General features: G+C 54.0%; 11 protein-coding genes. All 11 read left to right on the plus strand.

Going from position 1 to position 13,811, the window contains the following annotated elements; translation table 11 throughout:
* The first annotated feature begins 58 nt into the window (after window positions 1-58).
* Window positions 59-1,525: a flippase gene (locus tag LNV28_RS22200; RefSeq protein WP_263520327.1), complete on the plus strand. Its 1,467-nt coding sequence runs from the start codon at window positions 59-61 to the stop codon at window positions 1,523-1,525.
* The gene (locus tag LNV28_RS22205; protein ID WP_263520328.1) at window positions 1,522-2,451 is read left to right on the plus strand and encodes a glycosyltransferase family 2 protein; all 930 of its coding nucleotides are present in this window, start codon (window positions 1,522-1,524) and stop codon (window positions 2,449-2,451) included. Before LNV28_RS22200 ends, LNV28_RS22205 begins: the two co-directional genes overlap by 4 nt.
* A 7-nt stretch (window positions 2,452-2,458) precedes the next feature.
* Window positions 2,459-3,781 (plus strand): hypothetical protein, encoded by a 1,323-nt coding sequence (locus tag LNV28_RS22210; RefSeq protein ID WP_263520329.1) that lies wholly within the window; start codon window positions 2,459-2,461, stop codon window positions 3,779-3,781.
* Window positions 3,782-3,823: 42 nt separating this feature from the next.
* Window positions 3,824-4,894 (plus strand): acyltransferase, encoded by a 1,071-nt coding sequence (locus LNV28_RS22215; RefSeq protein ID WP_263520330.1) that lies wholly within the window; start codon window positions 3,824-3,826, stop codon window positions 4,892-4,894.
* Window positions 4,895-5,059: 165 nt separating this feature from the next.
* Window positions 5,060-6,148 carry a glycosyltransferase gene (locus LNV28_RS22220; RefSeq protein ID WP_263520331.1) on the plus strand — a complete coding sequence of 363 codons (1,089 nt, stop codon included), beginning with the start codon at window positions 5,060-5,062 and terminating at the stop codon, window positions 6,146-6,148.
* The gene (locus LNV28_RS22225; RefSeq protein ID WP_263520332.1) at window positions 6,135-7,436 is read left to right on the plus strand and encodes a glycosyltransferase family 4 protein; all 1,302 of its coding nucleotides are present in this window, start codon (window positions 6,135-6,137) and stop codon (window positions 7,434-7,436) included. The genes LNV28_RS22220 and LNV28_RS22225 overlap by 14 nt, the downstream gene beginning before the upstream one ends.
* Window positions 7,437-7,462: 26 nt before the next feature.
* Window positions 7,463-8,338 carry a dTDP-4-dehydrorhamnose reductase family protein gene (locus tag LNV28_RS22230; protein WP_263520333.1) on the plus strand — a complete coding sequence of 292 codons (876 nt, stop codon included), beginning with the start codon at window positions 7,463-7,465 and terminating at the stop codon, window positions 8,336-8,338.
* Window positions 8,339-8,372: 34 nt separating this feature from the next.
* Entirely contained in the window at window positions 8,373-9,383 is a 1,011-nt protein-coding gene (locus LNV28_RS22235; RefSeq protein WP_263520334.1) for a polysaccharide biosynthesis protein, read from the plus strand.
* Window positions 9,376-10,503, plus strand: coding sequence for a non-hydrolyzing UDP-N-acetylglucosamine 2-epimerase (wecB, locus tag LNV28_RS22240; RefSeq protein WP_263520335.1), 1,128 nt, complete (start codon window positions 9,376-9,378; stop codon window positions 10,501-10,503). Before LNV28_RS22235 ends, wecB begins: the two co-directional genes overlap by 8 nt.
* A 167-nt stretch (window positions 10,504-10,670) precedes the next feature.
* Window positions 10,671-12,722, plus strand: coding sequence for a sulfatase family protein (locus tag LNV28_RS22245; RefSeq protein ID WP_263520337.1), 2,052 nt, complete (start codon window positions 10,671-10,673; stop codon window positions 12,720-12,722).
* Complete coding sequence (locus tag LNV28_RS22250; RefSeq protein WP_263520338.1) at window positions 12,719-13,801, plus strand: sulfotransferase family protein; 1,083 nt, start codon at window positions 12,719-12,721, stop codon at window positions 13,799-13,801. Before LNV28_RS22245 ends, LNV28_RS22250 begins: the two co-directional genes overlap by 4 nt.
* The last annotated feature ends 10 nt before the right edge of the window (window positions 13,802-13,811 follow it).

The following is a 13,811-nucleotide window of genomic DNA, read 5'->3' on the forward strand; positions in this document are numbered from 1 at the left end:
GCTGCGCAACTGGCGCAGCAGCCCCCATTGAAATTGAATCGATGACCCCGAAACAACCATGAGGCTAGGCCGATCAACCATATACAACCTCATCGGTTTAGGAGCGCCACTTGCAGTCGCTGCAATATCAATTCCCGCACTTATTTCTGGGCTTGGTGATACGCGCTTCGGATTGCTCACCTTAGTTTGGGCAGTTGTAAGCTACTTCGGACTATTCGACCTAGGCTTGGGGCGCGCATTGACGCAGCAACTGGCCCCATTAATGGTTGACGGTCGTCGCCAGGAAGGATGGCGCATGACCGTGACCGCATCTTATCTGCTGCTGTCACTTGGCGGCATCGCAGCAGTATTGCTGGCTTCATTGGCACCATGGGCCAAGACATTTACGGGCACAGCAGACTTGCAGGCGGACGTTCAACGTTCGTTGTTAATTCTAGCCTTATGCATGCCAGCAATCACCCTAACCTCGGGGTTTCGCGGCGCATTAGAGGCCAATCATAGATTCGGCGTAATCAACCTGATACGCGTGCCTATGGGCGTATTTACCTTTGTCGGCCCGCTGTTGTCACTTTCTTGGTTTGGCCCACGTCTTGACGCAATTTGTGCCTTTCTATGCCTAGGTAGGATTTTGGCATGCGCTGTACACGCTGTGTACGCTCGCGCCATTTTCGACGGCGCGCGGGGGACTATGGAATGGGACAGAAAGCTACTCCGGCCACTGTGCACGACTGGCGGCTGGATGACCGTCAGTAATATCGTCAGCCCGCTAATGGGGTATGCCGACCGATTCACAGTCGGCGCAATGATTTCTGCCGCAGCACTAACCTACTATGTCACGCCACACGAACTTGTAACGAAGCTCTGGATTATCCCGGGTGCCCTGACAGCGACCCTGTTCCCAATCTTTGCTAGCAAGTCTTCAAAAGACACAAGCAGCGAGCTCGTACTACTCAGCAAGACACTCCATCTACTGAGCGTAGCCATGCTGGTTCCGACGCTATCAATCGCCTACTTTTCATTTGAAATACTTCAAGCATGGATAAGCACGGACTTTGCGAAGGCTAGCGCAGGCCTAATGCAGTTGTTTTGCCTTGGCGTTTTCATCAATGCCCTGGCTCACATTCCACACACAGTGCTTCAAGGGCGAGGCCAAGCACGGACAACAGCCCTCATACACGTTGCAGAAGTTCTCCCATTCCTGATACTACTGGCTGTTTTGACACATTACTTTGGGATTTATGGTGCAGCTGCCGCATGGCTGGTGAGAGCGACAGTGGACACCGCATTAATGTTCTATTTCTGCCAACAAAAATTAGACTTCGGCCCAGAACTCTTCTTCACACGACAAACAATCGCAGTGTTAGCGATTGAAGCCATTGGGTTTTCGCTGCTCGCAACCGACATGGTCTTCAACAAATATGCATTAGCCACTGTGCTTGTAACGATCGGCATAGCAACACTAGCCCAAGCCCACCTGGCAAGCACCAAAAACTCCGAAACCACAAAACATCAGAGTTTTAAATGAACAAGACAAACCCTCTACTCACGATAGTCACCCCCACCTACAATCAGGCCAACTATCTTGAGGAAACAATAGAAAGCGTCCTGAGCCAAGACTACACATCCGTAGAATATATCGTAATCAACGATGGCTCAACTGACGGCACAGAGAAATTACTCGAAAAGTACGCCCATCGAATCACGGTAATTAATCAAAAAAATGCGGGCCAGGCAACCACACTCAATCGCGGCTGGGGTGCCGCCAACGGTGAATACTTGAGCTATCTAAGCTCAGATGACAAACTACATCCGCAAGCCTTTTCCAGATTGATCGCGGTTCTCGAGCGAGACCCCAGCATAGCCTGCGTCTATCCAAATTCGAATTTAATCAATGAAAATTCGGAGACCATCAAGAAGAATGTATGCCTGCCTTTTGATTTGGAGAAGCTGGTAATTCAACAAGAATGCCATATTGGACCCGGCGCCATTTTTCGAACCGAAGCATTCAGAAAGATAGGCGGATGGAAATCGGAGTTGCGCCTTGCTCCCGATCGAGAATTCTGGATGAGGCTCGCTAGCACGGGGAAATTTGAATTCATCAATGAAGCTCTAGCCGAGTATCGACTGCACAGCGCCTCTATTTCTTACAAGGAGATCTCTGAAAGGGTCAGCGAAGAATACATCACAGTGCTTGATGGTTACTACTCTGCCGACAACCTTCCCAGCGGTCTGCTGAGCAGAAAATCCGAAGCATACGCCTACGCAAACCTTCTAATCACCCGAAACTTACTGCGGGCAGGAAAAATTCGAAAAGGACTGAGCCGATACCGGTTGGCGTGCGAACTACACCCGCCGCTTTCGAAGCTGAGCACAAAAGCACTACTGCTTCGCAACATAGTCAGCAAACCTCTGCATGCCTTTGCCGCAAAAGCAAAGAGCTTGGTGAGCTAACATAGGTATGTTGTCTGCACAGCAATTTCGGCGGCGCTGGCTTGCCCCCCTTATTTTCTTTCAGCTCTATTTGAGCCTGACAGTCTTTCTGTTTTTCTACGGACCATGGCCTTGGGAGGTTGAACACCCAGCCAAGCTCTGGACATTCTTAGCCACGGCACAAATCGCAATTGCCGCAGGCTATATGCTTGCATGGAACACAGTTGACCGCGCGACGCAGTCGCCTCAGGACATCGCGGCCGGAGTAAAGTCTGGAATCAGTTTTCTGAAGGTAGCCACGATCATAACCATTGTTATGGCCATACCATCGTCGCTATCCAGAACCGGCAACTGGTACCCAGATATTTTCCGTGGCGTAGAAAGTGCCGGGGTCGCATACAACGAGAACTTCGAACGACTAGACACAGGAAACGCCTTCGTTGTTGTCGAATACCTAAGAATGCTATTGTCATACTTCCTGACGGCTGTATTCCCACTCGCAGTGGTGTATTGGGGAAAAATGACGATTGCTGAAAGGACTATTAGCTCCCTAGCGATTGCCTTCAATCTGAGCCTCTATATCTCAACAGGTACCAACAAGGGAATCGCAGACTTTGTAGTAACGCTGCCCTGGCTCATAGCCCTCGCCTTCTCTTGTGGCACATTAAGAATACCCAGAATTAAATTTGTAGCACCTATAGCATTTATCGCGATGTTTACGGGATTTCTCTTTTTCTTCGGTGAAGGACAGCAGCAGCGGGAAGGTAGCGGCACCGAATATTCAAGCTTCTTTACTGGGCTGGCAGTATTACAGGCCTCTGGTGATCACTTTATTTCAAACCTACTCCCGGAGAGCGGCAGGATAATTTTTGAATCATTGAGCCGCTACGTAGTGCAAGGTTATTTTGCATTGTCACTGGCTCTTGAGATCGATTCACCGTCAACCATGGGATTTGGTCATTCAATGTTTCTGGCTCGGAATGCAGATGCGCTTATGGGCGGTGATTTTTTTGTAAACTCGTCATTGCCCGGAATTTTGGAGCGAGACCATTCTTGGCCAATGTTTCTGCTGTGGCATTCCATTTACCCCTGGCTGGCATCTGACTTCGGTGTTTTGGGTACTCTAGTGGTGATGGCTTTACTTGCCTACCTCTTTGCCCTCAGCTGGGGAATGGCGATGCGAACGGCCGCACCACAATGGATCACCTTCTTCTATCTATTGCTCGTGCTTTTTTATTACATACCGGCCAACAATCAAGTTTTTCAGTCCGGCGAAACTTGCCTGGCATTCTTCATCATTCTTTTCTTTATCTCAAAGCAAATGATTGAGCGCAAAGGCATGAAGCGCTGAACTACTATCAAGTGCCCACACAAATAACAGGCATCAGACCATATGCTCTCGCAGCTGAGTTCCAAGCGCATTGACGCCCTGCGCTTTCCGCTCATCGTTGGCGTTGTGCTCATTCATGCAAGCGGTGCAACTACCGCTTTACCCCCGGCAGGTGACAAACCCCTGTGGGCGTTTGAGTTAGCGAAGTTTATTATTCACCTACTTTCGCACGAGTTTGCCAGGACTGCTGTCCCGCTGTTTTTTGCAATATCCGGCTACCTTTTTTTCTTGAACTTTAGTGGAACTACAATCCAATACCTGAGCAAGCTAAAGGCGAGATCGCGAAGTCTGCTTATCCCATTCTTGATTTGGAATTTGCTTACGCTTGGCCTGTTTTGGGGGGCCGAGCTTCTTCCGTACACAGCTCGATTCTTTTCCGGCGGCAATAAGCCCATTTCCGACTATGGTGTGCGGGAGTTTTTCAGTGCATTGCTCGGAATAGGTCGTCCGCCGGCCGCGTATCAATTTTGGTTTGTACGTGACTTAATTTTTATTGTTGTATTGACTCCGATCATTCGACTACTTTTGAAGAATGGTGGTGTCGCTTATTTGACAGTACTACTGCTTGCGTGGATAGTCTTGCCAGACAGTGCGCTGCCAGTTTCCATTGGAGGCTTGTTCTTTTTTTCCGCCGGCGCGTTCATTGCCGCGGCCGGCCGAGACTTCTTTGTGCTAGATCGTTTCGGCGGCCCGATTGTCGGCATAGCGTACCTACTGCTTTGCTCGGCCCTAGCTTTCATACAGAACGCTGATCTTGAGTCCCCGGCTCACAAAATAGGCATACTTATCGGAGTTGTTTGCATCATGCGCTTCTCTCGATTTGCAAGCAGTCATACTTTGCTCGAGCGCGTCTTTATTGCACTGGGCTCAAGCAGCTTTTTTGTTTTTGCCATGCACGAACCGCTACTGACCCTCGTTCGCAAACTCTGTACGCCATTGGTTACAGGTCACTCAATGGGAGTACTGTTGGTCTATTTTTTGTCGGTACTCGTTACTCTTCTTGTTTGTCTGTCGGCCCACACTTTTCTTAAATCTCATGCAAAAGGGCTCGAAGGCATACTTTCCGGCAGGTAAGTTTTCTTCAGCAACGCTTTCAATTTGACGACCGCAAAGCCTTATTTTTCGCATCAGAGATTTTTAACGGAAATTCAGTGAAATGAATGTTTTTTGCTGGCACTGCATCGAGGCTTGTTGGGCCTTTTCCAGGGCTGCCAATCTTGATTGCCGAGGTGAGCGGGGATGAACAAATCCCTAATACTCTATGCACCGAACATTCATACTGGTGGCGGACATGTACTCCTTCGCGCGTTGGTCGAAGTTTGGCCAGCCGGCAAGGGCCATATTGCATTTCTTGATGAGCGCGCCAAGGGTAGCTTTTCGCTACCGTCACATGTTCGGGTTTATTGGGTAAAGCCTAAGTTTTTTTCGCGCGCCCAAGCAGAGCGTCTGCTCCAATCTATCAGTCGTGCAGGAGATACAGTGTTGTGTTTCCATGGCCTACCCCCAATCCTTTCGAATGCAGCTCGGATTGTGGTTTTCCAGCAGAACAGAATCTACATAGATTCAAGGTCCCTACCGCAATTAAGCTCACGGGTGGCACTAAGAATAGGCATTGAGCGCTGGATAAGCCGAACCTTCAGCCATCGGGTTCATCAATACATCGTGCAAACTCCGAGCATGGCTCGTGACCTTTCCACTTGGCTCGACAGTCATACGCGTGGCTGCTCGGACAAATTGATCCATGTATGCCCTTTCATTGACCAGTTTGATATTCAGCCCCGGGCGGACACGCCAAATGAGACTTCTAAAAGTCAATTCTGGGACTTTGTTTATGTGTCAGATGGCGTAGCGCACAAGAACCATAGGAGGCTTTTTGCGGCGTGGAAGCTACTCGCAAGCCAAGGTTTGAAGCCACGCCTTGCAGTCACACTTGGCGAGCGCGATCATTTATTGATTGCCGAACTCGATAAACTTAGTAGCGAAAGCAGCGTAGAGATTCACAACCTTGGACAAATGCCACGCGATCAGATTTTGAGCTTATATCGTCATACACACGCTCTAATTTTCCCCTCCATTACGGAATCATTTGGATTGCCGCTTATCGAAGCGAGCCAATACGGGCTTCCAATACTTGCGCCAGAGTCCGACTATGTTCGTGACGTTTGTGAACCTGTGCAGACTTTTGACCCTATGTCTGAAGTATCCATCATGCGCGCCGTGAAGCGTTTTCTTTTGAAAACCGACCCACCAATCCAACTCAGCACGCCCTTGGATCTATGGAATTCCGTTGCACCTTTGCATACTGGTGAACCACATGGCCAGCCCTAGTAGCCCAATCGCTGCGATCAGCGACAATTCGGCGACCAATTCTGGGCTGCGCGTTTTAATATTGAGTCAGCATTTCTGGCCAGAGAGTTTTCGAATCAATGATGTTGCCCGCGACTTAAGTGAAGCCGGCTGCGAAGTATCCATTCTTACTGGTCAGCCAAATTATCCGGGCGGCCTCATATTCGAAGGATATCGCTCTTATGCTACAACTGTCGAACATTACCAAGACCTGCGAGTTTTTCGAGTACCACTAGTGCCGCGTGGGCGTGGCGGGGCGCTACGTCTGGTTTCAAACTACCTATCATTCATAGTTAGCGCGTCAACAATTGGCGTGTGGCGCCTTCGACATCAAAAATTCGACGCCATTCTGGTTTATGGTACGTCGCCCATCCTGCAGGCAATCGCTGCTGTTTGGCTGGCAAAGCTTAAGCGTTGCGCTCTTGTTACTTGGATACAAGATCTCTGGCCGCAAAGCCTTGAGGCGACTGGCTACGTCAAGAGCCCTCGAGCCTTGGCTGCCGTGGCCAAAGTAGTCTCCTGGATTTACGCTCGATGCGATCTATTGTTGGTCCAGTCCAAAGCGTTCGAAGCTTCTGTCCGGCAATTGAGCGCTGAAACGCCCATCCGCTACCACCCGAATCCCGGGGAAGCGGGCAATGCCCTGAACTGCGTTGGCGATTCGCCCACTCCACCGGCATTGCTTCTAGATGGCGCTTTCAACTTAGTGTTCGCCGGAAACTTGGGCACCGCACAGTCACTCGATTCTGTCCTGGACGCAGCGGAGCATTTGCGAGACTTACCAGACATCCGTGTTTGGCTGATTGGAAGTGGTCAACGTAGCAAATGGCTGGAAGAGGAGGTTGAACGCCGAGGCCTCACAAACGTTAGGCTCCCAGGGCGGTTTGAATCCTCACAAATGCCGGCAATATTTGCCCAAGCTTCAGCGCTATTGGTGAGTTTGGTTAACGACTCCGCCATGAACTTGACCATTCCTAGCAAGCTTCAAAGTTATCTGGCCGCCGGCCGCCCCATCGTAGCTGCGCTCAATGGAGAGGGTGCTCGCATCGTCCTTGAGGCTGGTGCCGGCGTAAGTTGCGCTGCAGGCGATGGGGCAGCCCTCGCAGTGGCACTCCGTGAACTGCAAGCTCGCACGCAAGCTGTCCGGAATGCAATGGGCTTTGCAGGACGCGCCTACTACCAACAGCACTTTGCGCCGCAACGCCTAACCCAATCCCTGATCGCACATCTCCAGCTGGCAATCGATGCTCGTATGGCACAGCTGCAATAATGCGAAGCTCAAGGAGTTGAATTTTGATGAATGACACAAACGCATGCAGTGTGCTGGTCTTGGGTGCCACGGGAATGCTGGGTAACGCCATGCTCCGGCTGTTCGCAGACAGCCCCGGGTACCATGTCACCGGTTCGGCTCGCAGCCCGGCGGGCGTACGTCTGCTTCGCGAAGATCTACGCCCACGCGTGCACGTTGGGGTTGACGTCGAGAATCCAGATTCCCTGGCAAAGCTCTTCGGCGACGTGCGGCCTGACGTGGTGATTAACTGCATAGGCCTCGTAAAGCAGTTGGCCGATGCCGACGACCCGCTGATGGCTTTGCCAATCAATGCGATGTTGCCTCACCGCCTTGCTAGGCTCTGTAGGTTGGTCGGCGCCCGACTCGTTCACATCAGCACGGATTGCGTCTTTTCCGGTCGGGTCGGTCTCTACGCGGAAACGGATGCACCAGACGCGCAAGACTTATACGGCAGGTCCAAGTTGCTTGGTGAAGTCGTCGATGAAGCACATGCCGTGACGCTGCGCACTTCAATCATTGGTCACGAGCTTGCAAGCGCACATGGTTTGGTCGGATGGTTTCTTTCTCAGCAGGGTAGTGTGCGCGGTTTTAGTAGAGCGGTGTTTTCCGGCTTCCCGACTGTTGAATTGGCTCGCATAGTGCGTGACTGTGTTTTGCCACGGCCAGAACTAACTGGTCTCTATCAAGTCTCTGCAGATCCGATCAGCAAGCTTGAGTTGCTTAGGTTGGTGGCAAGCGAGTACAGGCACACGATCGACATCGCCCCAGATGATAGCGTCGTTATTGACCGGTCTCTGCTCTCGACCCCCTTCCGAATGGCAACGGGGTACCAGCCGCCGGCGTGGTCGGAATTGGTTCGCCGCATGCATGCCTTCGGTTGACGCCGCGCTCCCTCTACTTCAATCTTCATTTGCAATGTTTAAAGACAAAGTACTACTCATCACAGGCGGCACCGGCTCATTCGGTAATGCCGTGCTCAACCGCTTCCTGAACTCAGACTTCGCAGAGATTCGCGTGTTTAGCCGCGACGAGAAGAAACAGGAGGACATGCGCATCGCATTGAACAACGACAAGGTTAAGTTTTACATCGGCGATGTGCGCAACTACGACAGCATCCACGACGCACTGAGCGGCGTTGACTATGTGTTCCATGCTGCTGCGCTGAAGCAAGTGCCGTCGTGCGAGTTTTATCCGATGGAAGCTGTCCGCACGAATGTGTTGGGAGCAGAGAACGTCATGCGCGCCGCCATTGCTCAGGGCGTCAGCCGCTGCGTCGTGTTGAGCACGGATAAGGCTGTCTACCCAATCAATGCCATGGGCCTCAGCAAAGCCATGATGGAAAAGCTGATGGTGGCAAAGAGTCGACTTTGCGACCCTGCCAAGACAGTGCTTTCGGCCACACGCTACGGCAACGTCATGGCGTCACGAGGGTCGGTCATCCCGCTGTTCCTCGGCCAATTGGCGACTGGCAAGGCCCTCACCGTGACCGATCCCAACATGACTCGCTTCTTGATGTCGCTTGAAGAGTCGGTGGACTTGGTTCTCTATGCGTTTGAAAACGCCCGTCCCGGGGATATCTTCGTTCAAAAGGCCCCTGCATCTACGGTTGGAGATTTGGCGCAGGCATTGATGGAGATCACCGGGCATATTCGCGACGTCAAGATCATCGGCACACGCCACGGAGAGAAGCTGTACGAATCGCTGGTGTCGAGAGAAGAAATGGCTCGCTCAGAGGACCTTGGTGGCTACTACCGCATCCCTGCTGACTCGCGCGACCTGAATTACGACAAGTTTTTCGTCGAAGGTGAGACTGAGATCTCCAAGATTGAAGACTACACCTCACACAGCACTCATAGATTGACCGTACCCGAGGTCAAGGAAGTTCTGATGCAATTGGACATCGTGCGTGAGGCTGCAAATGGCTAAGCTGAAGGTCATGACAATCGTTGGCACGCGTCCGGAAATCATCCGACTCTCGCGCGTCATCGACTTGCTGGATAGACATTGCGAGCATGTGCTGGTGCACACAGGTCAGAACTATGACTACGAACTCAATGAAGTCTTCTTCAGTGATCTAGGTATCCGCAAGCCCGACCAGTTCCTGGAGGCAGCCGGCGCCAATGCGGCCGAAACTATCGGTAAAGTCATCATGTCCGCCGATCAAGCGCTTGAGCAGCATTGCCCTGAAGCGTTATTGATCCTCGGCGACACCAACAGTTGCCTGGCAGCCATCTCGGCAAAGCGGCGGAAGGTGCCCATCTTCCACATGGAAGCCGGCAACCGCTGCTTCGATTTCCGCGTGCCGGAAGAAATCAATCGACGCATCGTCGATCACACTGCCGACATCAATCTCACCTACAGCCAGATCGCACGAGAGTACCTGCTTCGCGAGGGTTTGCCTGCCGATCAGATCATCTGCACCGGCAGCCCTATGCGGGAGGTCCTTGAGCACTACCGAATCGGGATCGAAGCCTCATCGGTATTGCAGAATCTGGGCTTGCAAGATCGCCAGTATTTCGTCGTCAGCTCGCACCGGGAGGAGAACGTCGATGACCCGGCACGCCTGCAGTTGCTGATAGACGTCCTCAACGGTCTTGCCGCGCAATATGGTTTGCCCGTCATCATGTCCACCCACCCGCGCACTCGCAAGCGCATGGACGCCCTCGGCGCTGAGGTGTCACCGTTGGTGCAGTTCCACAAGCCCTTCGGTTTTCTAGACTATGTAAAGCTGCAACTAGGCGCCAAAGTCGTGCTTTCTGACAGCGGAACCATTACCGAAGAATCGTCCATACTCAATTTTCCGGCACTCAATCTCCGCGAGGTCCATGAGCGTCCCGAGGGATTTGAAGAGGGTGCTGTGATGTTTGTTGGCCTTAGCCTAGAACGAATCAAACAGGCCATACCTATTGTCGAGGCGCAGCCGCGCGGTGACGCGAGACTGCTGCGACTGGTAAATGACTACGCGCCGGCCAATGTCGCCGACAAAGTACTGCGCATCATCATGAGCTACACCGATTTCGTGAATCGCAAGGTCTGGCGGCGCTGAGGCACCGGCACCAACATCATGACGAAGCATTCTTTTCTTTCCGTCGCCAAGTCCTGCCTACTGCTGGTTCTGCTGCAACCCGCAGTCGCATGGGCCTATATTGACCCGAACGCCGGTGGTATGTTGTTTCAGCTGCTGGCACCCGTCTTTGCCGCTGCGATTGGCGCATGGATGTTTCTTCGTCGCTGGATTGGTCACCAGGTTCGGCGCTTTTGGTGCCGGTTAACCGGTCGCCCGTTCGAATGATGAGAGACAGATATCGAGCGCAAGCAGGAACGCCTGTACTCAGGGAGCCCACTGCATGGGCTCTTTTCGTTTGCGCGCTCACCGCCATCGCTACCCTGGCGCTGCCTTTGTCAGTGATCCAACTGATCGATGGACTGGTGTTTGTTGCAAGCGGGCTTGAGGTCGCGCAAGATCTGGCTCTGCTCTGTCTGCTCGCGATCCTACCTGCCGCAGCGCTAACGTCCTTCGCGCTACTGGTCGGCCGCTTGGTCGCATGCGTGCTGCCCAAGCGCCATCAGTCGACAACGACCTGGGGTGTTTTGCTGCTGACTGTGGGCTGGATGTGCGCTTGGCAATTCGGGCGCACGGTGTGGCTGTGGATCCGCGCCATCACTCAAATCACCTATGTAGTCACGCCCGAATTGCGTTTACTTGCGGTCGGATTGCTGGCCTTGGGTGTGAGTCTACTGATGCGCCGGGTCGGCGCTGTACGCCTGCTGAACGCCGCAGCCGATCGACTCTGGGCGCTGCGACATGCCACGGCGCTACTGGTGTTGACAGCCATACTACTGACTACTGCATTCCCGCCGGTGGTGTATTGGCGGGGCGAGCAGGCAGGAGGCGCGGGTCCAAGCCAGCAGCGGGACCGCCCCGACATTTTCCTCATCACCCTTGACACCCTCGCCGCCAGTGATGCCAACGTTTGTGGCGATGGGCCCACCTACATGCCGGAGCTGCGTCGTTTCGCAAAACGCGGCAGCTGCTTTGGCAACCTTTACGCCAGCTCCAACTTCACCACCCCCACCATCTCGACGATAGAAACTGCCGCCCTTCCCTGGTCACATTTTGCAACACAACCAGATGCAAAGATGGCGCATGGCTTGCGCTCGCAGTCAATGGCGAAGATCCTGCAGCAAGCCGGCTATGGCACCCACATGGTGACGGACAACCTGCTCGCCAGCCCGCTGCATCGCGGCACTCACACGGCTTACGACAGTAACGTGCTGGTGCACACCACATTGGTGGGCAACGTGGTTCGTGATGCTGTGACCATGTTTCCGGACACGGCCTTACCCAAACTAGTGGCTGCAACGGCGTCTTTTTTGGGGGCGCTGGATGTACAGACTCACGGACAACAAAGTCCCTACGAATCACACCGCAGTTATGCCGCAGCGCTGAACCTGATTGATGAGGCAAAAGCCGGGCAGCCCTTGTTTGTCTGGGTGCACACCTTGCCACCCCACTCCCCATATTTGCCACCCGCTAGCACCAAGTACCGACTGCTGCCGAAAGGCGAGCTTGAACGCTGGCAGGACCTGTTACCCGACAATATTGCCTACCCGGCGCCGCTGCAACCGCTTGTGGACAAGCACCGCCTGCGCTACCGGGAAGCCATCATGGCAGCGGACGCCGAGCTAGGCCTCTTTCTACGGGACCTCGAGGCTCGCGGTCGTTTGGACAATGCCGTGATCATCGTGAGCTCGGATCACGGTGAGTCTTTCGAGCATGGGTTCCTTGGTCATGCGGGCCCACTGCTGCACAACGCGTTGATCAAAGTTCCGCTGGTGTTCAAGCTGCCTGGCCAGAACACCACACGACATATTGCTCAGCCAGTAAGCATGGCTGATCTGGCGCCCACCATCCTCGATATCGTAGGCGCACCAGCCCTACCGCATGCCGAAGGGCGATCATTGCGCCCCATGCTCAACGGCGAGGCGATTTCGGATCAAGCCGTGTTCTCAATGACGATGGAACGGCAAAGCCGATTCCAGGCTATCACCAACGGACACTATGCCGTGATCAAAGGCAGCAGCAAGCTAATTTGGAACCTTGCATCGGGTGAACTGCAGCTTTTCGACCTGGATGTGGACCCCGGCGAGAAGACCAATCTCGCGGCCCAGCAGCCCGAACTTGCTGCCCAGATGAAAAGCCTGCTGCAAGAGCGCGTCAAAGCAGCAGAAGCGCGCAGGCCCGGCATGGTGACCAGACCATGAACGGAAGCTCTGGCAAGCTGACGATTTCGCCAGCTCTGCTGCACTGGCTGCGTGAGGACCCAAGCTGGCAAACCCTGCCGCTGACCACCCGGGCCAAATTATCCTGGCAAGCTCACTGGGGTGGCGTCAACCATCGACTGAGCAGGCACCTTGAAGTGGTTGATGCTTCCGGTCAGGTACCACTGCCCGACCCCATCTTTATCGTCGGTCCCTGGCGCAGTGGTACCACGGTGATGCATGAGTTGCTGACCGCCGCCTCAGCGTACCCCACTCCACGGACCTGGCAATGCATGGACCCCTGCGCATTTCGACTGACCGGCATGTCCGGGAAGAAGAACGCGGCCTTGAGCCGTCCGATGGACGGCCTCCCCATCCACCGCGACTCGCCACAGGAGGACGAGTTCGCCCTGCTCGGCATGGGGCACGACTCCGCCTACCGCGCGTTCTGGATGCCTCACCGCTTTCCGGCACTGGCGCACACGCTCGATCCGGCTTACTGGCTGAGTAACTACGCCTGGATGGCCGATTGGGAGGACTTTCTGCGCGCCACTGCAGCCAACGGCAACCGGGCCGGCCTACCCCTCATCCTGAAATCGCCTAACCACAGCTTCCGTTTGCCCGCCTTGCTCAGACACTTTCCCGGGGCACGTGTCATCTGGATGGCGCGCAAGCCGCAGGACGTGTTTCACTCCAATCGCAAAATGTGGTCGCAGATGTGCGCCAGCTACGGGCTCAGCCAAATGGCTATGGGGGATCTGGATCACTTCCTGGCCGCGGCCTTTGACCAGGCCGCACAAGCCCTGGACTGGTGCTCAGAGACGCTGCCGGCACAGCAATGGGCGGTGGTTGATAGCCAGCAGTTGCTGGACTCGCCCGCAGAAACGATCACTGCGCTGTGGGCAAGACTGAGGTTTACGACTGCGATTCAAACACCAGCGCTGGATCAGGCCATCGCACGCACACGCGAGGGCCGCGTTGATCGCTATGCGGGGCACCTCCCTGCGGCGGCACAGGCGGCCGTTGCACGGCTCGAGTCAGCCCAACGCGCCATCATGGACCAGTTCCAGCTCAAAGCTTGAGCCCTGTCCA

The organism is Paucibacter sp. DJ2R-2 (assembly GCF_025717675.1).
In the GTDB taxonomy this organism is placed as follows: domain Bacteria; phylum Pseudomonadota; class Gammaproteobacteria; order Burkholderiales; family Burkholderiaceae_C; genus Paucibacter_A.